Annotated in this window: 17 protein-coding genes; 15 read left to right on the forward strand and 2 right to left on the reverse strand. The window is 73.5% G+C overall.

The annotated features are described in order from the left end of the window. Window positions 1-21 precede the first annotated feature (21 nt). From recG to mutM, 9 genes are all read left to right on the forward strand, one after another. Complete coding sequence (gene recG, locus ACFY4B_RS38120; RefSeq protein ID WP_074001511.1) at window positions 22-2,241, forward strand: ATP-dependent DNA helicase RecG; 2,220 nt, start codon at window positions 22-24, stop codon at window positions 2,239-2,241. Window positions 2,242-2,356: 115 nt separating this feature from the next. After that, the gene (locus ACFY4B_RS38125) at window positions 2,357-2,890 is read left to right on the forward strand and encodes a hypothetical protein (RefSeq protein ID WP_049653379.1); all 534 of its coding nucleotides are present in this window, start codon (window positions 2,357-2,359) and stop codon (window positions 2,888-2,890) included. Window positions 2,891-3,057: 167 nt separating this feature from the next. Beyond that, complete coding sequence (gene rsmD / locus ACFY4B_RS38130) at window positions 3,058-3,642, forward strand: 16S rRNA (guanine(966)-N(2))-methyltransferase RsmD (protein WP_049653380.1); 585 nt, start codon at window positions 3,058-3,060, stop codon at window positions 3,640-3,642. A gap of 49 nt (window positions 3,643-3,691) precedes the next feature. Beyond that, the gene (coaD, locus tag ACFY4B_RS38135; protein ID WP_049653382.1) at window positions 3,692-4,183 is read left to right on the forward strand and encodes a pantetheine-phosphate adenylyltransferase; all 492 of its coding nucleotides are present in this window, start codon (window positions 3,692-3,694) and stop codon (window positions 4,181-4,183) included. A 187-nt stretch (window positions 4,184-4,370) separates the two neighbouring features. Continuing rightward, window positions 4,371-5,585: a cell division initiation protein gene (locus ACFY4B_RS38140; RefSeq protein WP_387975779.1), complete on the forward strand. Its 1,215-nt coding sequence runs from the start codon at window positions 4,371-4,373 to the stop codon at window positions 5,583-5,585. A gap of 174 nt (window positions 5,586-5,759) precedes the next feature. Beyond that, the gene (locus tag ACFY4B_RS38145; RefSeq protein WP_049653386.1) at window positions 5,760-6,404 is read left to right on the forward strand and encodes a DUF177 domain-containing protein; all 645 of its coding nucleotides are present in this window, start codon (window positions 5,760-5,762) and stop codon (window positions 6,402-6,404) included. A 2-nt stretch (window positions 6,405-6,406) separates the two neighbouring features. After that, window positions 6,407-6,580 carry a 50S ribosomal protein L32 gene (gene rpmF / locus ACFY4B_RS38150; protein ID WP_030056747.1) on the forward strand — a complete coding sequence of 58 codons (174 nt, stop codon included), beginning with the start codon at window positions 6,407-6,409 and terminating at the stop codon, window positions 6,578-6,580. A gap of 20 nt (window positions 6,581-6,600) precedes the next feature. Then, on the forward strand, window positions 6,601-7,392 hold the full coding sequence (gene rnc, locus ACFY4B_RS38155; RefSeq protein ID WP_049653387.1) for a ribonuclease III: 792 nt from the start codon (window positions 6,601-6,603) through the stop codon (window positions 7,390-7,392). Between the two features lie 54 nt (window positions 7,393-7,446). Then, window positions 7,447-8,325 carry a bifunctional DNA-formamidopyrimidine glycosylase/DNA-(apurinic or apyrimidinic site) lyase gene (gene mutM / locus ACFY4B_RS38160; RefSeq protein WP_387975782.1) on the forward strand — a complete coding sequence of 293 codons (879 nt, stop codon included), beginning with the start codon at window positions 7,447-7,449 and terminating at the stop codon, window positions 8,323-8,325. 6 nt (window positions 8,326-8,331) lie between these two features. On the opposite strand, the gene ACFY4B_RS38165 is transcribed toward mutM, so the two are convergent. Next, the gene (locus ACFY4B_RS38165; RefSeq protein ID WP_049653392.1) at window positions 8,332-9,252 is read right to left on the reverse strand and encodes a hypothetical protein; all 921 of its coding nucleotides are present in this window, start codon (window positions 9,250-9,252) and stop codon (window positions 8,332-8,334) included. Window positions 9,253-9,571: 319 nt separating this feature from the next. Here ACFY4B_RS38165 and ACFY4B_RS38170 point away from each other — a divergent pair, with 319 nt between their 5' ends. The 5 genes from ACFY4B_RS38170 (at window position 9,572) to ftsY (ending at window position 17,019) form a co-directional block, all read left to right on the forward strand. Further along, a complete protein-coding gene (locus ACFY4B_RS38170) occupies window positions 9,572-10,924 on the forward strand; it encodes a hypothetical protein (protein WP_074001512.1) in 1,353 nt (450 codons plus the stop codon). Between the two features lie 138 nt (window positions 10,925-11,062). Continuing rightward, window positions 11,063-11,362, forward strand: a complete 300-nt coding sequence (locus tag ACFY4B_RS38175) for an acylphosphatase (RefSeq protein ID WP_049653395.1) — start codon at window positions 11,063-11,065, stop codon at window positions 11,360-11,362. Between the two features lie 425 nt (window positions 11,363-11,787). Beyond that, a complete protein-coding gene (locus ACFY4B_RS38180; protein WP_045702518.1) occupies window positions 11,788-11,991 on the forward strand; it encodes a hypothetical protein in 204 nt (67 codons plus the stop codon). A 154-nt stretch (window positions 11,992-12,145) separates the two neighbouring features. Further along, window positions 12,146-15,745, forward strand: a complete 3,600-nt coding sequence (smc, locus tag ACFY4B_RS38185) for a chromosome segregation protein SMC (RefSeq protein ID WP_387975785.1) — start codon at window positions 12,146-12,148, stop codon at window positions 15,743-15,745. A 47-nt stretch (window positions 15,746-15,792) separates the two neighbouring features. Next, window positions 15,793-17,019: a signal recognition particle-docking protein FtsY gene (gene ftsY / locus ACFY4B_RS38190; RefSeq protein WP_375877286.1), complete on the forward strand. Its 1,227-nt coding sequence runs from the start codon at window positions 15,793-15,795 to the stop codon at window positions 17,017-17,019. Between the two features lie 89 nt (window positions 17,020-17,108). On the opposite strand, the gene ACFY4B_RS38195 is transcribed toward ftsY, so the two are convergent. Further along, window positions 17,109-17,798 (reverse strand): bifunctional DNA primase/polymerase, encoded by a 690-nt coding sequence (locus tag ACFY4B_RS38195; RefSeq protein ID WP_074001515.1) that lies wholly within the window; start codon window positions 17,796-17,798, stop codon window positions 17,109-17,111. 629 nt (window positions 17,799-18,427) lie between these two features. Between ACFY4B_RS38195 and ACFY4B_RS38200 the strand changes: the two genes are divergently transcribed. Then, window positions 18,428-19,882, forward strand: coding sequence for a hypothetical protein (locus tag ACFY4B_RS38200; RefSeq protein ID WP_181970686.1), 1,455 nt, complete (start codon window positions 18,428-18,430; stop codon window positions 19,880-19,882). The last annotated feature ends 283 nt before the right edge of the window (window positions 19,883-20,165 follow it).

Genomic DNA, 20,165 nt, shown 5'->3' on the forward strand with positions numbered 1-20,165 from the left:
GGTGGTGTAAACAAGGCGCTGATGGGCGCTCTCGATGAACCACTGACCAAGCTCGTCGGCGACCGCACCGCGAAGGTGCTCGCCGACAGCCTCAAGCTGCGCACGGTCGGGGACCTGCTGCACCACTACCCGCGCCGCTACGTCGAGCGCGGCCAGCTCACCAGCCTGGACGAGCTGGAGGTCGACGAGCACGTCACCGTGCTGGCCCGGATCGAGAAGGTCACCCTGATCCCGTTCCGCGGCCGCAAGGGCGACCGGCTGGAGGTGGTCGTCACCGACGGCCGCAGCCGGCTCTCGCTGGTCTTCTTCAACCAGGGCTGGCGGCAGAAGGAGCTCAGGGCCGGCGCCCAGGGCCTGTTCGCGGGCAAGGTCGGGGTCTTCAACCGGACCCGCCAGCTGGTCTCGCCGGACTACCAGCTGCTCGACGAGGACGCCGGCTCCGACGCCGCGCGGCAGTTCGCCGGCCGGCTCATCCCGGTGTACGGCGCCAGCGCGCAGATGCCCAGCTGGAAGCTGTCGATCTGCGTCGAGACGGCACTCACCAAGCACCTCGGCGACGTCGGCGAACCGCTGCCCGCCGAACTGCGCGAGCGGCACGACCTGATCCCGCTGCCCGAGGCGCTGGAGCTGATCCACCGTCCGCGCGGCCACGCCGACCGCGAGCGCGCCCAGAGCCGGCTGCGCTGGGACGAGGCCTTCGTGCTCCAGGTCGCCCTCGCGCAGCGCCGGGCCGCCGACTCCGCCCTGCCCGCCAAGCCGCGCGCGGCCCGTGAGGGCGGCCTGCTGGACGCCTTCGACGCCCGGCTGCCGTTCACCCTCACCGAGGGGCAGCGGAAGGTCTCCGCCGAGATCGCCGCCGACCTCGCCACCGACCATCCGATGCACCGCCTCCTCCAGGGCGAGGTCGGCTCCGGCAAGACCCTGGTCGCGCTGCGCGCCATGCTCGCCGTGGTGGACGCGGGCGGCCAGGCGGTGCTGCTGGCGCCCACCGAGGTGCTCGCCCAGCAGCACCACCGCTCGGTCGTCGAGATGATGGGGGACCTCGCCGAGGGCGGCATGCTCGGCGGCTCCGACCTCGGCACCCGGGTGGTGCTGCTGACCGGCTCGATGGGCGTCCCGGCCCGCCGCCAGGCGCTGCTCGACATGGCCTGCGGGGACGCCGGGATCGCCATCGGCACCCATGCGCTGATCGAGGACAAGGTGCAGTTCCAGGACCTCGGCCTGGTCGTGGTGGACGAGCAGCACCGCTTCGGCGTCGAGCAGCGGGACGCGCTGCGGGCCAAGGGCGAGCAGCCGCCGCACCTGCTGGTGATGACCGCCACCCCGATCCCGCGCACCGTCGCGATGACGGTCTTCGGGGACCTGGAGACCTCCGTCCTGGACCAGCTGCCGGCCGGCCGCTCGCCGATCTCCACCCACGTCGTCCCGGCGCTGGAGAAGCCCAACTTCCTCACCCGGGCCTGGGAGCGGGTCCGCGAGGAGGTCGCCAAGGGCCACCAGGCGTACGTGGTCTGCCCCCGGATCGGGGACGAGGAGCCGGCGGCCGACCCGAAGAGGAAGAAGCGCAAGGCCGCCGAGGACGGCTTCGAGGAGGTCGCCGACGCGGGCGCGGAGAGCGACGAACGGCGGCCGCCGCTCTCGGTGGTGGAGACGGCCGAGAAGCTGGCGAAGGGCCCGCTGAGCGGCCTGCGGGTGGAGATCCTGCACGGCCGGCTCGCGCCGGAGGCCAAGGACGAGGTGATGCGCCGCTTCACGGCCGGCGAGGTGGACGTGCTGGTCGCCACCACGGTGATCGAGGTCGGCGTCAACGTCCCCAACTCCACCGCGATGGTCATCATGGACGCCGACCGTTTCGGCGTCTCCCAGTTGCACCAGCTGCGCGGCCGGGTCGGCCGCGGCAGCGCACCGGGCCTGTGCCTGCTGGTCAGCGAGATGCCCGCGGGCAGCGCCGCGCGGGCCCGGCTGGACGCGGTGGCGGGCACCCTGGACGGCTTCGAGCTGTCCCGGATCGACCTCGAACAGCGCCGCGAGGGCGACGTGCTGGGCCAGGCCCAGTCCGGGGTGAAGTCCTCGCTCAAGGTGCTCTCGGTGCTGGAGGACGAGGAGGTCATCCTCACCGCCCGCACCGAGGCCACCCGCCTCGTCGCCGAGGACCCGGACCTGGCCGCCCACCCGGAGCTGCGCACCGCGCTGGAGAGCCTGCTCGACGAGGACCGCGCGGCCTACATGGAGAAGGGCTGAGCCGCCTCCGGACGGGCCGCGCGGCCCCGGAATTGTCAGACCCCCGGGAGAGAATGAAGGTGTTCAGGGCGCACCCCCAAGGTGCGTTCCTGGCACGACACTTGGGGGTCAAGCCATGGCATTCCGTCATCTCAACGAGCTCCCGCTGGGCGACAAGGTCTTCCGGATCGAACTCGCCAGCGACGACGACCGCGAGGTCACCCTCACCCTGACCGGCTGGCGCGAGGGGGCGGCCGCCGCACCGCTCGCCTCGGGCAAGCTCCGCCTGCCGGTCGAGGACGTCGCCTCGCTGCGGATCGCGCTCAACCGCGCGCTGCGGGCGCTGGCGATCGTCGCCGACGTCTCCGAGCCCATCCCCGACCGCGACGTGCTGCGCGAGCTGTACCCCGGCCACGGCGCCCCCTGGGTGCCGCAGCACGAGGAGGAGCTGGTCCGGCGCTTCCACGACGGCGAGACCGTCGCCCGGATCGCCGCCCGCTTCGGCCGCACCCCCGACTCCGTCCGGACCAAGCTGCGCGAGCTCGGGCACGACCCGCGCCGCCCCGAGTTCTGCCCGCCCGACGGCTGCCTGTCCTGGTCCCGCTACGCCTCGCCGGCCCTGCTCGGCGCGAGCGTCCCGGCCCAGTCGGCGGGCTCCGAGGCGAGCTGACCACCCGAGTGCGCGGCCGCGGCCCGGTGGGGGATTCCCCGCCGGGCCGCGGCCGTCCGGCGTGGGCGCGCGTCCGTCCGGCGCGGGCACAGGGCCCGTCCGGCGTGAGCGCGGTGCGGTGATCGGGATAGCGTGGTCGGGCAGCGACGAAAGGACCTCCCACCACCATGACCCGCGTGATCGCCGGGGCGGCCGGCGGCCGCCGGCTGGCCGTACCGCCCGGCCGGGGCACCCGCCCGACCTCCGACAAGGCCCGTGAGGCGATGTTCTCCACCCTGGAGGCGCTGCGCGGCACCCTGCACGGGGTCCGGATGCTGGACCTGTTCGGCGGATCCGGCGCGGTCGGGCTGGAGGCGCTGTCCCGCGGCGCCGAGCACGTCCTGCTGGTCGAGGCGGACGCCCAGGCGGCCCGGGTGATCCGGGAGAACGTCCGGACGATCGGCCTGCCGGGGGCCGAGGTGCGGGCCGCCAAGGCGGAGAAGGTGATCGTCGGCCCGCCCCCGCAGAGCCCGTACGACCTGGTCTTCCTCGACCCGCCGTACGCGGTCACCGACGAGGAGGTCCGCGAGATGCTGATCACACTCCTGGCCGGGGGCTGGCTCGCGGAGGACACGCTCGTCACCGTGGAGCGCAGCACCCGCGGCGGCGGGTTCGTCTGGCCCGAGGGTTTCGAGGAGCTGCGCTCCCGCCGTTACGGCGAGGGCACGCTCTGGTACGGTCGCGCCGCCGCCGCGGCCGGCGAGCAGGAGTAGCGGGCCGCGGCCCGCAGCAGCCGTCACCCCACGAGGGAGCACACACGCCATGCGCCGAGCCGTCTGTCCCGGTTCGTTCGACCCGATCACCAACGGCCACCTCGACATCATCGAGCGGGCCTCGAAGCTGTACGACGTGGTGCATGTCGCGGTCCTGATCAACCGGAACAAGCAGGGCATGTTCACCGTCGAGGAGCGGATCGGCCTGATCGAGGAGGTCACCGCCGGCTTCGGGAACGTGGTGGTCGAGTCGCACCACGGCCTGCTGGTGGACTACTGCCGGGAGCGCGGCATCCCCGCGATCATCAAGGGCCTGCGCGCGGTCAGCGACTTCGACTACGAGCTCCAGATGGCCCAGATGAACCACGGGCTGACCGGGGTGGAGACGCTGTTCGTGCCGACCTCGCCGACGTACAGCTTCCTCTCCTCGACGCTGGTCAAGGAGGTCGCCTCGTACGGGGGCGACGTCTCGCACCTGCTGCCGGAGACGGTGCACGGCCGGCTGGTCGAGCGGATCGCGGAGCGCAAGGCGGCGCAGTAGTCCACTGCCTGTCGGTTCCTGCCGGTTCGTCACGTCATGTCCGTTTACCCGGAGACCGGTTCGGCTCAGGCGTTGTGACCCCGCTGGGCAGTGGCCGTACAGTCTGTATCCCTGCCCCGCGGTGAGGTTCACCGCGTCGGGCCTGCCTCCGCCGGACCGTCGGCGGCACACGGAAAGACGAAGCCCCGTGGACGTGCAGAACAAGGTCGACGAGATCGTGGCGGCGGTCGAGAACGCCCGCTCGATGCCGATGTCGGCCTCCTGCGTGGTGAACCGGGCCGAGCTGATCGGCCTGCTCAACGACCTCAGGTCGGCCCTGCCCGCCGAACTCGCCCAGGCCCAGTCGGTGATGGCCGACCACGAGCAGGTGGTGGCCGGCGCCCAGGCCGAGGCGGACCTGATCATCCAGGGCGCGCACGCCGAGCGCGGCTCGCTGATCTCCGACACCGAGGTGGTCCGCCAGGCCCAGGCGCAGGCCGACCGGATCCTCGCCGAGGCGCGTGCCGAGGTCGACGCCAAGCTGGCCGAGGCCGACGACTACGTGGACAGCAAGCTCGCCAACTTCGAGGTCGTGCTCACCAAGACGCTCGGCGCCGTCGGCCGCGGCCGCACCAAGCTGCGCGGCGACTCCAGCGTCTTCGAGGCCGAGCCCGAGGGCGAGAGCGACGGCGAGGAGTTCCGCCCGCAGCGGATCAGCCCGAGCCCCGAGGTCGACGAGTACGTCGATGTGAAGCTCGCCACCCTGGAGAACGTGCTCGGCGCCACCCTGGAGGCGGTCGGCAAGGGCCGGGACAAGCTGCTCGGCAAGCGGCCCATCGACGAGCTGGGCGCCTACCTGGCCGCCGCCGACCAGGCCCAGGAGGCCAAGGAGCGCGCCGAGGCCGTGGCCGCGGGCTTCGCCCACGACCCCGACGGCGGGGACATCGCCTGGTACCGCGAGGACGTCCCGCAGCAGCAGACCTGGCCGGAGCAGACCCCGGCCGCGGCCGGCTGGCAGGCCCCCGGCACCGACCAGTACGCGGCCGCCCAGCAGCCCGGCGGGCAGTACGCCGAGGTGTACGGCGGCGGCTACGACCCGGCCGGCCAGGGGGACCCGTACAACACCCAGTGGGGCCAGCAGCAGGGCGGCTACCAGCAGCAGGGCTACCCGGACCAGCGGCAGGAGGGCTACGGCTATCCCCAGCAGCAGCCGGGCTACGCCGCGCAGCCGTACGACGACTACGCCTACCCCCAGCAGCCCGCCCTCCCGCCGGCCGTGCCGCACCAGCAGCAGGGGCACGGGCAGGCCCAGGGCCACGGACAGGCGCAGGCGCAGGCCCAGGGCCAGGGTCTGGACGAGACCAGCTTCTTCGACACCAGCATGATCGACATGACCAGGCTGCGGGAGCTCGGCGGCCGCTGAACCGGCCCCGCCGCGACGGTGCGGGAGTCTCCTGACGGGACCGAAGTTGGGCCTGACGGGAGACTCCGGTAGTCTGACCACTCCGGCCTCTCCATGTCCGGCTGTTGGCTTGCCCGCGCAACGCCGACCGGACGGAGACGCAATCGAAGAACCCCCCATGGAAGTCAGGACACCGTGAACCGCCTCGACCACCGCGACCCCCTCGTGTTCGACACGCACGAGCTCGGTCGTCGCCCGGGCTCGATGCGCAAGGTGAGCCGGACCCTGGAGGCCCCCGAGGGCTTCGGGATCATCGACGTGATCGGCGTGCCGGAGAAGAGCCCGATCGAGCTGGACCTCCGCCTGGAGTCCGTGGTCGAGGGCGTGCTGGTCACCGGCACGGCCGAGGCGGGCGTCGAGGGCGAGTGCGTCCGCTGCCTGGAGCCCGTCGAGTTCGACATCGACGTGGACTTCCAGGAGCTGTACTACTACCCGGAGTCCGACGAGCGCCACCGCGCCCGGACCACCGGGACCGAGGACCTCGACGAGGACTCGGAAGAAGAGACTTACCGTCTGGAGGGCGACTTCTTCGACCTCCGGCCGGTGCTGCGTGACGCGGTGGTGCTCGCACTGCCGCTGCAGCCGGTGTGCCAGGAAGACTGCCTGGGCCTGTGCTCCGAATGCGGAGCGCGCCTGAGCGACGACCCGGCGCACCACCACGATGCCGCCGACCCCCGGTGGGCGGCTCTGCAGGGACTCTCCGCCGCCCCCGGCGACGAGGGTGACGGATCTAAGAACAGCGACACCCGTGAGGGTCTCGCCGAGAACCAGGAGAAGTAGCCGTGGCTGTTCCGAAGCGGAAGATGTCGCGCAGCAACACGCGCCACCGTCGGTCCAACTGGAAGGCCGTTGTTCCGGCCCTCGTGGCGTGCGACCGCTGCCACGAGCCGAAGCTGGGCCACATCGCGTGCCCGAGCTGCGGCACGTACAACCGTCGCCAGGTCCTCTCGGTCTGATCGGCGGGGTGTACGGATCGATGTCGGACGGTAACTCCACCCGCAAGGCGACCATCGCCCCGAAGGGTTCCTCTTCGGGCGGCGGCAAGGCCGGCGGGCCGGCTTCGACCGAATACGACGTTCTGGAAGGGCGCCTCGGGTACACGCTCGAGCGCGCCCTTCTGGTACGTGCCCTGACCCACCGCTCGTACGCGTACGAGAACGGTGGGCTGCCCACCAACGAGCGCCTGGAGTTCCTCGGCGACTCGGTGCTGGGCCTCGTGGTGACCGACACCCTCTACCGCGTCCACCCGGACGTCCCGGAGGGCACGCTCGCCAAACTGCGCGCCGCGGTGGTCAACTCCCGCGCGCTCGCGGACGTCGGCCGCGGCCTGGAGCTCGGCACGTTCATCCGCCTCGGCAAGGGCGAGGAGGGTACCGGCGGCCGCGACAAGTCGTCGATCCTCGCCGACACCGTCGAGGCCGTGATCGGCGCCATCTACCTGGACCAGGGACTGGACGCGGCCACCGAGTTCGTCCACCGGCTGTTCGACCCGCTGATCGAGGAGTCCTCTCAGCTCGGCGCCGGCCTGGACTGGAAGACCAGCCTCCAGGAGCTCACCGCCTCGGTGGGCATCGGAGTGCCGGAGTACGTGGTCATGGAGTCCGGTCCGGACCACGAGAAGACCTTCACCGCGGCGGCCCGGGTGGCCGGCGAGGACTTCGGCAGCGGCGTCGGCCGCTCGAAGAAGGAAGCCGAGCAGAAGGCCGCCGAGAGCGCCTGGCGCGCGATCAAGGAGAAGTACGCCGACCGGCTGCCCGCCGGCGCGTGATCCCGCAGTAGCCTTCACTCCTGCTGATCCGTACCGAGCAGGAGGCGTGTTCCCGTGCCCGAACTTCCCGAGGTCGAGGTCGTCCGCCGTGGTCTGGCCACCTGGGTGGCCGGACGGACGGTCGCCGACGTCCAGGTGCTGCACCCGCGCGCGGTGCGCCGCCAGTCGGCCGGCGCGGCGGACTTCACCGCCCGGCTGACCGGCACCACCCTCGGCACCGCGCAGCGGCGCGGCAAGTACCTGTGGGTGCCGCTGGCCGGCACCGGGGCGGGGTTCTCGCTGATCGGCCACCTCGGGATGAGCGGCCAACTCCTCGTCCAGGACCCGTCCGTACCCGACGAGACCCACCTGCGGGTCCGGCTGCGCTTCGCCGACGGCGGGCGCGAACTGCGCTTCGTCGACCAGCGGACCTTCGGCGGCCTGGCGGTCGAGGAGGCCGAGGACGGGGACCCGGAGGGCACCCCGGTCTCGATCGCGCACATCGCCCGCGACCCGCTCGACGCACGCTTCGACGACGCCGCCTTCGTGGCCGCGCTGCGCGCCAAGCGGACCACCGTCAAGCGCGCCCTGCTCGACCAGACCCTGATCAGCGGCGTCGGCAACATCTACGCCGACGAGGCGCTGTGGCGCTCCAGGCTGCACTACGACCGCCCGACCGCGACGCTCACCCGCCCGCAGGCCCTGCTGCTGCTGGCCAACGCCCGGGACGTGATGAGCGCGGCGCTCGCCGTCGGCGGCACCAGCTTCGACAGCCTCTACGTCAACGTGAACGGCGAGAGCGGCTACTTCTCCCGGGACCTCGACGCCTACGGCCGCGAGCAGGAGCCCTGCCGCCGCTGCGGCACCCCGATCCGGCGGGCGGCCTGGATGAACCGCTCCAGTTACTTCTGCCCCCGCTGCCAGCGCGTGCCGCGCGCCCGCAGCGAGGGCTGAGGCGGGCTACTTCCGGGCGAGTTCGGGTTCGTCGGCGGCCGGTTCCCCGGGCGTGCCGTGGGTGTCCTGGCCGAAGTAGGCGACCCCGACCGCGGCGACCACCGCCAGCAGGAAGCCGATCACGCCGAGCCAGCCCAGGCCGGCCTTGGAGGAGTCGCCGAGCCAGAGCACGCCGACCGCGCCGGGCAGCACCGTCTCGCCGACCACCAGCGCGGCGGTCGCGCCGTTCACCGAGCCGATCTGGAGCGCCACGGTGTGGATGTACATGCCGCCGATGCCGCCGACCAGGACCGCGTACAGCGCCGGGTCGGAGAGCAGCTCGCCGAGCGCGAACGGCTCGATGCCGTTGAGGATGCGCACCCCGACGCCCAGGGCGCCGAAGCCGAGGCCGGAGAGCAGGCCGGCGACGATCGCGCCGTTGGCGCCCATCCGCCGCACCAGCAGGCTGCCGCCGACCAGCAGCACGGTGGTGACGATCAGCAGCCACCAGTGGAAGGCCATCGCGGTGTGGTGGCCGCCCTCCGGCCCGGCCGAGACGGCCAGCAGCACCAGCGCCGAGCAGAGCACGGCGATCGAGGCCCACTCCAGCTGCTTGAGCCGGATGCCCAGCAGCTTGATGCTGAGCACCGCGGTGATCACCAGGTTGGCGCTGATGATGGTCTGGGAGAGGAACAGCGGCAGCAGCCGGGCGGCCAGCGCGCCGAGCCCGAAGCCGATCAGGTCGAGCACCGTGCCGAGGATGAACTCCCAGGTGACGGCGGCCTTCGCGGTCGAGGACAGGCTCGGGCCGCCGTGCTCGGTGGTCGAGCTGGTGGCGCCCTTGGCCGCCTCCTCCCGGGCGGAGCGGCGGGATCCGACAGCCTGGAGGACCGAGCCGGTGCCGTAGCAGGCGGATGCCGCCACGGCGGTGACGAGGCCGATGATCACCGAGAACTCCGATCGGGAGGTGGGTCGAGAACGGTCTGGGTAAAGAAAGGGCAATGGGACCGGTGGTCCGGGACCACTATGCCCGCCCGCACGGTACGGTCGGCACGCCCCCCGGAGTGCCCCGGAGCGGGGCCGGGCCTGCCGGGACGTACGTTCGGCGGCCTCCCGCGGTTCCCGCGCGGGCCCCGACTCAGGGGTCACCGGGGGAAACATCATCCCCGAGGAGGGGGCGGCCCCGGCGGTCGGCGGGGAGTCTTGTCAGTACCAGTATGCGAAGGGTATGGCGTGCTCAGGGGCCGGTCACGGTAGCGTCGGGGGCATGAGAACCCTTGCACGACGTTCCCGGGGCGCCGGGCCGCTAGCCCTGGTGGCGGCGCTGCTCGGGCTGCTGCTCCTGCTGGCACCCGCGGCCTCGGCGGCCGGCGGCCTGAGCGACGCCACCGCCGCCCTGAAGAAGGGCCAGGTCTACGTCGACCCGGCCATGACCAGCCGCTTCAGTCAGGCCCAGGCCGACGCCCTGACCAAGAAGATCGACAAGGCCGACAAGCCGATCTTCGTCGCGGTCGTCCCCGACTCGCCGGCCTTCGCCAAGGCGACGGTCTTCAAGGACCTCCGCACCACGGTCGGCGTCGACGGCGTCTACGCGGTCTGGCGCGGTGACCAGTTCACCGCCCGCGCCGACCGCGGCGCGCTCGCCGCCGGCGTCCCGGAGCGGATCTCCGGCGCGGCCTTCCGCTCCCACAACGGCGACATCGACGCCACCCTGAACGACTTCGTCGACCAGGCCGCCCCGCAGACCAAGGGCACCGGGGTCAACCACAGCACCTCGATCGCCTGGGTGGTCATCCCGGTGGTGCTGGTCGCGCTGGCCGGCGCCGGCGTCTTCCTCCTGTTCCGCCGCGCCAAGCAGCGCAAGGAGGCACAGGCCCGGGCCGAGCTGGAGCAGCTGCGCCGGGTGGTGGACGAGGACATCACCGCCTTCGGCGTGGAGCTGGAGCGGCTCGACTTCAGCCCGGCCGCGGCCGACGCGGACGACGCCCAGCGCACCGACTACAGCCACGCCCTGGACTCGTACGAGAAGTCCAAGCGGCTGATGGACGAGGCGAAGAAGCCCGAGGACGTCAAGCAGGTCACCGAGGCGATCGAGGACGGCCGCTTCTCGCTGGCCACCCTGGCCGCCCGGCGGGAGAAGAAGCCGCTGCCCGAGCGCCGTCCCCCGTGCTTCATGGACCCGCGGCACGGCCCGTCCGTCAAGGACGTGGACTGGACTCCGGCCGGCGGCGCCGCGCGCACCGTCCCGGTCTGCCAGGCCGACGCGGACCGGCTCGCGGCCGGCCTCGACCCGGCCATCCGCACCGTCGACACCGAGCACGGCCCGCAGCCGTACTGGAACGCCGGCCCGGCGTACGCGCCCTGGGCGGGCGGCTACTTCGGCGGCTTCGGTGGCGGCGGCCTGCTGCCGGGCCTGCTGGTCGGCACCATGCTCGGCTCGATGATGAGCTCCCCGGCCTACGCGGCCGCGCCGATGATGGACGGTGGCCACGGCTACCAGGACCAGCACGAGGGCGGTGACTTCACCGGCGGCGACTTCAACGGCGGCGACTTCGGCGGGTTCGGCGGCGGTGGCGACTTCGGTGGCGGCGGCGGCGACTTCGGCGGCGGGGACTGGTAACCCGCTCGACCGACCGCACGCTCCCGCGGCCCCGCCGGTTCTCCGGCGGGGCCGCTCCCGTTCGCGCGGGGGCGTCGTCCGCGGAGGCGGGCCGGGGCCGAGCTGTGACCGGGAGCGCGGACGGTTAGGGTCGGGGGCATGCACGGTCGCGACGCCCACAGTGAGGAACCGGTCCGGGTGACCGCCTGGGTCCGGGGGAAGGTCCAGCAGGTCGGGTTCCGCTGGTGGACCAGGGCACGGGCGCTGGAGATCGGACTGAGCGGCTACGCCAGCAACCTCGGCGACGGCCGGGTGCAGGTGGTGGCCGAGGGGCTCGCGGCCGACTGCGAGCAGCTGCTGGCCCGGCTGCGCGGCCCGGGGACCCCGGGGAACGTCAGCGGGGTCACCGAGATCTGGACGGCCGTCGGCCCTGGCTACGAGGGTTTCGAGATCCGCTGAGCCGCGCCGGGCCGGGCCGCCGGCGGTGCTCCGCGCGGGCTCCCGGGAAAAGATCCGGAACCGGCGGTGTCACGAGGTTGCCATCCGGGCAGACTCGTGGTTGACTCCGCATCGAACGATGATCCACGAGCACGCGGTGGACCCGTCCCGAAGCCCCCCCAGGCGTGATGACACCGCCGGGCAGGTGACAGGGGAGCGGTAGCGTGCGGTGATCGTGTTGACCCTTTCCGTCTTTGGTGAGACGCTGGAAGCCCGCGCACACGACCGCGTTCTCCCGGTAGGCGCATGCCCCCGTGAGCCCAGCTCACGGTGGTTGTGCCGCAGTGCCCAGCCAGCACTTCCGGTGACGCGCCGCGCGTGCGTCCCCCTTCCCCCTAGACCTGTACCGTTCCGGTTCGGTCACTCAGCGTGGAGGACCATTCATCATGGCAAAGGCGCTTCTCGGGTACGTCGGCGGCCCCGACCCGCGAATGCTCTCCGAGATGCGACGGCTTCAGCAGCGCGTCCAGGACCTTGAAGCGGAGCTCCTTCGGATGCAGGCTGAGAACGACGCTCTCACCGCTGTCGCTGACGAGCACTCGCTGCTCAACAGCATCGATCTGGATCAGCGGGAGCCGGCTCTCACCTGAGTCCCGCCCGGTCCTCGCAGATCGACGCCGTTGCGCACCGAGCCGCCCCGAAAGGGACGCAGCTTGCAAGGGACGCCCTGATGTGGCGTCCCTTCGTCGTGTCCGGCTCCGGATACAGTCGGTTCCCGTCTGAGCGATAGAGGGGACCGGCCGCGTGCACCTGAAGAGTCTGACGCTGCGCGGGTTCAAGTCCTTCGCCTCCAGCACCACCCTGCGCTTCGAGCCCGGCATCACCTGCGTCGTCGGCCCGAACGGCTCCGGCAAGTCGAACGTGGTCGACGCGCTGTCCTGGGTGATGGGCGAGCAGGGCGCCAAGTCGCTGCGCGGCGGCAAGATGGAGGACGTCATCTTCGCCGGGACCAGCGGGCGCGCCCCGCTCGGCCGGGCCGAGGTCAGCCTCACCGTCGACAACACCGACGGCGCCCTGCCGATCGACTACTCCGAGGTGACCATCACCCGGACCATGTTCCGCAACGGCGGCAGCGAGTACGCCCTCAACGGTGAGACCTGCCGCCTGCTGGACATCCAGGAGCTGCTCTCCGACTCCGGCATCGGCCGCGAGATGCACGTCATCGTCGGGCAGGGCCAGCTGGACTCCGTGCTGCACGCCGACCCGATGGGCCGGCGCGCCTTCATCGAGGAGGCGGCCGGCGTCCTCAAGCACCGCAAGCGCAAGGAGAAGGCGCTGCGGAAGCTGGACGCGATGCAGGCCAACCTCAACCGGGTCCAGGACCTGGTGGCCGAACTGCGCCGCCAGCTCGGACCGCTCGGCCGGCAGGCCCGGATCGCCCGCCGGGCCGCCGGCATCCAGGCCGACCTGCGCGACGCCCGGCTGCGGCTGCTCGCCGACGACCTGTGCGCGCTCCGCCGGGCCGTCGAGGCCGAGGTCGCGGACGAACTGGCGCTGCGGCTGCGCCGCACCACCGTCGAGCAGGAGCTGGCCCGGGCGGTGCAGCGCGAACGCGTCCTGGAGGCGCAGGTCGAGCAGCTCGGCCCCGGACTGGAGACCGCCCGGCAGACCTGGTACCGGCTCTCCGCGCTCGCCGAGCGCACCCGCGGCACCGTCGGGCTGGCCGAGGCCCGCGCCCGGCACGCCGTCGCCGGGGGCCGGGGCGAGGAGCGGCGCGGGCGCGACCCGGAGGACACGGAACGGGAGGCCGCGCGGGTCCGCGAGGAGGAGGCCGCGCTGACCGAGGCGCTGGAGGAGGCGCGGTACGCGCTGGCCGAGGCGGTCGAGCGCAAGGACGGACTGGAGCGGGAGCTGGCTGCCGAGGAGCGCCGGCTGCGGGACGCCGCCCGGGCCATCGCCGACCGCCGGGAGGGCCTGGCCAGGCTGCAGGGGCAGGCCGCCGCCGCCCGGTCCAGGGCCGCCGCCGCGCAGGCCGAGATCGGCCGGCTCGCCGAGGCCAGGGACGAGGCGCTGCTGCGCGCCGAGGCCGCCCGGGGCGAGCTGGACGAACTCCAGCGGCAGGTGGACGGCCTGGCCGGGGAGGACGAGCAGGCCGAGGCCCGGTACCGGCGGGCGCGCGAGCACCTCGCTGCGGTGGAAGGGGAGCTGGCCGCGGCCCGGGAGGCATCCGCCGCCGCCGAGCGCGAGCGGGCCGGGCTGACCGCACGGCACGAGGCGCTCTCCCTCGGCCTGCGCCGCAAGGACGGCACCGGCGCGCTGCTGGACGCGGGGGAGCGGCTGGGCGGGCTGCTCGGCCCGGCGGCCGCGCTGCTGCGGATCGAGCCGGGGTACGAGGTGCCGCTCGCCGCCGCGCTCGGTGCGGCGGCCGACGCGGTGGCCGTCGACTCGCCGTCCACCGCCGCCGGGGCGCTGCGACTGCTGCGGGCCGAGGACGCCGGCCGGGCCGCGCTGCTGATCGCCGGTACCGCCGGCTCCGCCGAGGCGGCCGAGCCGGCGGGGGAGCTGCCGGACGGGGCCCGCTGGGCGGCCGAACTGGTCGACGGCCCGGCCGAGTTGCTCGGCGCGGTCCGGCGGCTGCTGGCCGGGGTGGCGGTGGTCGCGGACCTCGACCGGGCGCTGCGGCTGGTCGCCGGGCACCCCGCGCTGTGCGCCGTCACCGCCGACGGGGACCGGCTCGGCGTCGGCTTCGCCCAGGGCGGCTCCGGCGGCGCGCCGAGCCTGCTGGAGACCCGGGCCGCGGTGGACGAGGCGGCCCGGGCGATCGGCGAACTCACCGTCCGCTGCGCAGAGTCGGCCGAGCGGCTGGCCCGACTCGCCGGGCAGCGACGGGAGTCGGCCGCCGAGGTGGAGCAACTCGCCGAGCGGAGACGGCAGGAGGAGAAGGAGCGGGCCCAGGTCGCCGGGGCGCTCGGCCGGCTCGGCGGGCAGGCCCGCGCCGCCGCCGGCGAGGCCGGTCGGCTGTCGGACGCCGCCGCCCGCGCCGAGCAGGGGCTGGCCGAACTGCTGGACGGCGCCGAGGAGCTGGCGCGGCGCCTGGCCGCCGCCGAGGAGTCGGCCCAGGCCGGGGAGGACGAGCCGGACGCCGCCGAACAGCAGCGGCTGGCCGGGGCCGCGAGCGACGCCCGGCAGGCCGAGCTGGAGGCCCGGCTCGCGGTGCGCACCCACGAGGAGCGGGTCCGCGCCCTGGCCGGCCGGGCCGACCAGCTGGACCGGGCCGCCCGCGCCGAGCGCGAGGCGCGCGCCCGGGCCGCCGAGCGCCGCCGGCGCGCCGAGCACGACGCCTCGGTGGCGAACGCCGTCGCGGCGGGCGCCCGGCAGCTGCTGGCCCGCCTGGAGGTGTCGCTGGCCCGCGCGGACGCCGGGCGGGCGGCCGTCGAACAGGCGCGGGCCGAGCGCGAGCACGAGCTGCGCGCGCACCGGGAGCACGGCCGCGGGCTCAAGGAGGAGCTGGACAAGCTGGTCGACGCCGGGCACCGGGACGAGGTGCTGCGGGCCGAGAAGCGGCTGCGGATCGAGCAGCTGGAGGCCCGCGCGCTGGAGGAGTTCGGCATCGACGGCGGCGAGCTGCTCGCCTCGTACGGGCCGGACCAGCCCGTCCCGCCGTCCACGCCCGAGGAGGGGGCGGAACCGGGCGAGCCGTACCCGTACGTCCGGGCCGAGCAGGAGAAGCGGCTGCGGGCGGCCGAGAAGGCGTACCAGCAGCTCGGCAAGGTCAACCCGCTGGCGCTGGAGGAGTTCGCCGCGCTGGAGGAGCGCCACCGGTTCCTCGGCGAGCAGCTGGACGACCTCAAGCGCAGCCGGCGCGACCTGCTGGACATCGTCCGGGAGGTGGACCAGCGGGTCGAGCAGCTGTTCACCTCGGCGTACCACGACACCGCCGCCCAGTTCGAGGGCGTCTTCGCCCGGCTCTTCCCGGGCGGGGAGGGCCGGCTGGTGCTGACCGACCCGGAGAACATGCTCGCCACCGGGGTCGAGGTCGAGGCCCGGCCGCCGGGCAAGAAGGTCAAGCGGCTGTCGCTGCTGTCCGGCGGCGAGCGCTCGCTGACCGCGGTGGCGCTGCTGGTCGCGATCTTCAAGGCCCGGCCCAGCCCGTTCTACGTGATGGACGAGGTGGAGGCGGCGCTGGACGAGACCAACCTGCGCCGGCTGATCGGGATCATGGAGGAGCTGCGGGAGAGCTCCCAGCTGATCGTGATCACCCACCAGAAGCTCACCATGGAGTCGGCCGACGCCCTCTACGGCGTGACCATGAAGGGCGACGGCATCTCGCAGGTGATCAGCCAGCGGCTGCGCGAAGAGCACCGGGAGCGCCGGCCGCGGGCCGTACGAACCGCATCGGTGTAGGGCGGCTGCGGTCCATCCGGGCTCCGGTCGCGGATACTGGAGCGGATATGGAATACGTGATCCTTGCCGTAGTCATCGCCGTGGTCGCCATCGGCGCGATCGCCGGCCTCGTCGTTTCCGGCAGACGACGCCAGCAGCTGCCCCCGAAGTCGCAGGCGCCGGTCATCACGGCGCCGAAGCCCACCCCGCAGGAGCCCCAGGTCGGCGAGGAGGCCGCGCCGCCGACCGAGGCGCCCCGCCGCACCGTCGAGGAGGTGCAACTCCCGGAGGCCGAGGCGCCCGCCGAGGCCGAGGCCACCGAGGTCGAGGCCGTCGAGGCCGCTGAGGCGGCCCCGGCCATCGAGGTGCCCGAGCCCACCGCCGGCCGGCTGGTCCGGCTGCGCTCGCGGCTCTCCCGCTCGCAGAACTCGCTCGGCAAGGGCCTGCTCTCGCTGCTCTCCCGCGAGCACCTGGACGAGGACACCTGGGAGGAGATCGAGGAGACGCTGCTCACCGCGGACGTCGGCGTCGCCCCCACCCAGGAGCTGGTCGAGCGGCTGCGCACCCGGGTGAAGGTGCTCGGCACCCGCACCCCCGACGAGCTGCGCGCGCTGCTGCGCGAGGAGCTGGTCGAGCTGGTCGGCAAGGACTCCGACCGTGCCGTGCGCTCCACCAAGCACGAGGAGGGCCCGGCGGTGGTCCTGGTGGTCGGCGTCAACGGCGTCGGCAAGACCACCACGACCGGCAAGCTGGCCCGCGTCCTGGTCGCCGACGGCCGTACGGTGGTGCTCGGCGCCGCCGACACCTTCCGCGCCGCCGCCGCCGACCAGCTCCAGACCTGGGGCGAGCGGGTGGGCGCGCGCACCGTGCGCGGCCCGGAGGGCGGGGACCCGGCCTCGATCGCCTTCGACGCGGTCAAGGAGGGCATCGCCGAGGGCGCGGACACCGTGCTGATCGACACCGCCGGCCGCCTGCACACCAAGACCGGCCTGATGGACGAGCTGGGCAAGGTCAAGCGGGTCGTCGAGAAGCACGGCCCGGTGGACGAGGTGCTGCTGGTGCTGGACGCCACCACCGGCCAGAACGGCCTGATCCAGGCCCGGGTGTTCGCCGAGGTGGTCGACATCACCGGCATCGTGCTGACCAAGCTGGACGGCACCGCCAAGGGCGGCATCGTGGTCGCGGTCCAGCGCGAGCTGGGCGTGCCGGTCAAGCTGATCGGCCTGGGCGAGGGCGCGGACGACCTGGCCCCGTTCGAGCCGGGGGCGTTCGTGGACGCGCTGATCGGCGACTGACAGCCTCCGCGAAGCGTTCGATCAGGGAAGCGCACGAAGGGCCCGCCCCCTCCAGGGGGCGGGCCCTTCCGCGTGCCGGGACGGGGCGGTCAGGAGGCCATCCAGGCCGGCTCGGCGGTGCGCTCGCGGCCGCGGTGGCAGGCGTAGGCGAGGGTGCCGAGCAGCAGCCGGGCCTCCGGCGGGCAGCCCGCGTTGTCGCGGGTGGGGCGGCGCAGCCAGCGGACCGGGCCGAGGCCGCCGAGGACGGTGGGCGGGGCGGCGACGTGGCCGCCCTCGCCGTGGCAGACCAGGTCGAGCGCGGCGTCGTCCCAGCCCATCCGGTACAGCAGGTCGGGCAGGCGCCGGGCGGTGCCGGCGGCGACCAGGAACTGGAGCCGGCCGGTGGGGGGCGCGAGCACCGGGCCCACCTGGGTGCCCATCCGCTCCAGCCGGACCAGGGCCTGGAGGCCGGCCTGCTCGGGGACGTCCAGGACGTCGAAGGCGCGGCCGGTGGGGAACAGCACCGCGCCCTCGGTGCGGGCGGCGCGGGCCCGGCCGCCGCCCCGCACGGGGTGCAGGCCGGGCGCGGCGCAGCGGGGGGAGCCGCAGGGACAGCGGGGCGGGGCGGTGGCGCCGGCGACCGGGGTGCCGGTCTCCGGATCGCCGGTGACGACCGCCCAGCCCCAGCGGCCGGTGTACTCCGCGGCGGCCTGGGACGCGGTGACCTTGGTGCGGCGGCGCGCGCCCAGCGGTGCCAGCCGCAGGTGCCCCAGTCGAAGTTCGCCGAACAGGTTGTCCATGCCTCCCCCAACAGGTTCTTGTTGCCGATGGTTACGGGACGGTGACTGTGTGTCGATTGTCAGCCGTGTGGTGCGTAGTGCGGTGGCGGCGCGCAGCGCGTGGTGTGCGCCTGTTCCGGCGGTGCGCCTCGGGCGCCGCCTTGTGGGGGCGGCGCCGATGCCGGATCGTCGTGTTCGTGGGGCTGTCGCCGTCCCGAGTGGACGGTGAACTCGCCTGTGGCTGCGGTGGGTTGCGGGTTCCGCCGGGTCCTCCGGGATGGGCCGGGGGACTTGGCGGCCCGCATATGCCGGGCCGTCGGGACTCCCTAAGTGAAGCGTGTGCCCCCGGGCTTCGGTTCACTCCTGGGGGTGGCGAAAGGTGGCGTTTCGCCAGGGGCGCTCCCACGGGCCCCTCACGGGGCATTACGTTCAGCGTGCGGATGTCGTCGAGGAGTCTGTCCCGGGCCGTCGGGCAAAGGGAGTTGGGAATCTGACGGATCGTCCGCAACGATGGCACACCAGTGCGAGGGCGCTGCGGTACGGCGGCGCCGCGGCACCTCAGGCACGGCACGTCTGGCAAGAGCCCGCAACCGTCGGGCGGTCACGATCGGGGGCCCCGGTAGGGGCCGGGCGGGATGGGGACGTTACCCATGGCAGAGAAGCAACCGAATGAGAAGCTGACCACGTGGTTCGCCCGCAGTGGCTGGTCCAAGGGCGAGTTGGCCCGCCAGGTCAACCGCAAGGCCCGGCAGATCGGCGCCCACCACGTGTCCACCGACACCTCCCGGGTGCGCCGCTGGCTCGACGGCGAGCAGCCCCGCGAGCCGATCCCCAAGATCATGTCGGAACTCTTCTCCGAGCGGTTCGGCTCGGTGGTCTCCATCGAGGACCTCGGCCTGCGCGCCGCGATCCCGGTCTCCACCGTGGGCGGCGGCGTCGACCTGCCGTGGAGCGGCCAGCAGACCGTCCAGCTGATCAGCGACTACTCCCGCAGCGACCTCATGCTCAACCGCCGGGGCTTCCTCGGCACCTCACTCGCGCTGACCGCGGGCGCCGCGCTGATCGAGCCGATGCAGCGCTGGCTCGCCCCCGGCCCGAGCGGCGTCCCCACCCCGATCCTCACCGCGGCCAACGGCGGCGAGGCCTTCACCGGCCGGCTCTCCGAACCCGAGCTCGAACTGCTGGAGCAGACCACGGTCATGTTCCGGCAGTGGGACGCCCAGAACGGCGGCGGGCTGCGCCGCAAGGCCGTCGTCGGCCAGCTGCACGAGGTCACCGACCTGCTCCAGGAGACGTACAGCGAGGACACCACCAAGCGGCTGTTCCGGCTCACCGCCGAACTCGCCCACCTGGCCGGGTGGATGTCGTACGACGTCGGGATGCACCCGAGCGCGCAGAAGTACTACGTGCTCGCCCTGCACGCGGCCAAGGAGGCCGGCGACCGCCCGTTCGGCGCGCTGATCCTCACCGACATGAGCCGCCAGATGATCCACCTCAACCGGGGCGAGGACGCCCTGGAGCTCATCCACCTGGCCCAGTACGGCAGCCGCGACGCCGCCACCCCGCGCCAGCAGTCCCTGCTGTACGCGATGGAGGCGCGCGCCTACGCCACCATCGGCGAGGTCAACCGCTGCGCCCGGGCGATCCGGCTGGCCGAGGACACCTTCACCGACATCCGGGACGGGGACCAGGACCCGGACTGGCTGAAGTTCTTCTCGCCGGCCGAGCTGAACGCCGAGAACGCCCACTCCTTCCGCGACCTCGCGTACCACTCGGACAACGCCGAGCTGTACGCCTCGCTGTCCGCGCCGGTGATGGAGACCGCGGTCGACCTGTTCCGCCAGGACGCCGACCACGTGCGCTCGTACGCCTTCAACCTGATCGGCATGGCCAGCGTCCACCTGCTGCAGAAGGAGGCCGAGCAGGCGGTGGTGATGGCCGAGCAGGCGGTGGACATCGCCACCAAGGTGCGCTCGGAGCGGCTGAACTCCCGGGTCCGCAAGACCACGGAGGCCGCGTCGGCCCGGTTCAAGGGCGTGGACGCGGTGAGCCGGCTCAAGGAGCGGGTGGTCCAGGACATCCCGGAGTTCGTCTCGGTGGTCTGACCGGGGGCCCGCCAGGGCCGTCCGAAGGAAAAGCTCCACCGACCGTGGCGGCCGCCGCCGTCACGGTCGGTGGCATGTCCGGCAGCCGATGGTCCGGCCCGGCCGGGCCGCGGCGGCCGCGGTTCACGCAGCCGTAACCCGCGCGTCGCACGCGTCACCGCGGTGAAACAACCGGCCGCACCGGCCGAAACCAGCCTTCGGCACGCTCCTCCTCAACGCCGACACCCCGGGTGGCACCACGGGACGGGTCCCCGGGTGCGGATCGGCCTGGACGCAGAGGAGA

This window comes from Kitasatospora sp. NPDC001261, from assembly GCF_042896795.1.
Taxonomy (GTDB): domain Bacteria; phylum Actinomycetota; class Actinomycetes; order Streptomycetales; family Streptomycetaceae; genus Kitasatospora.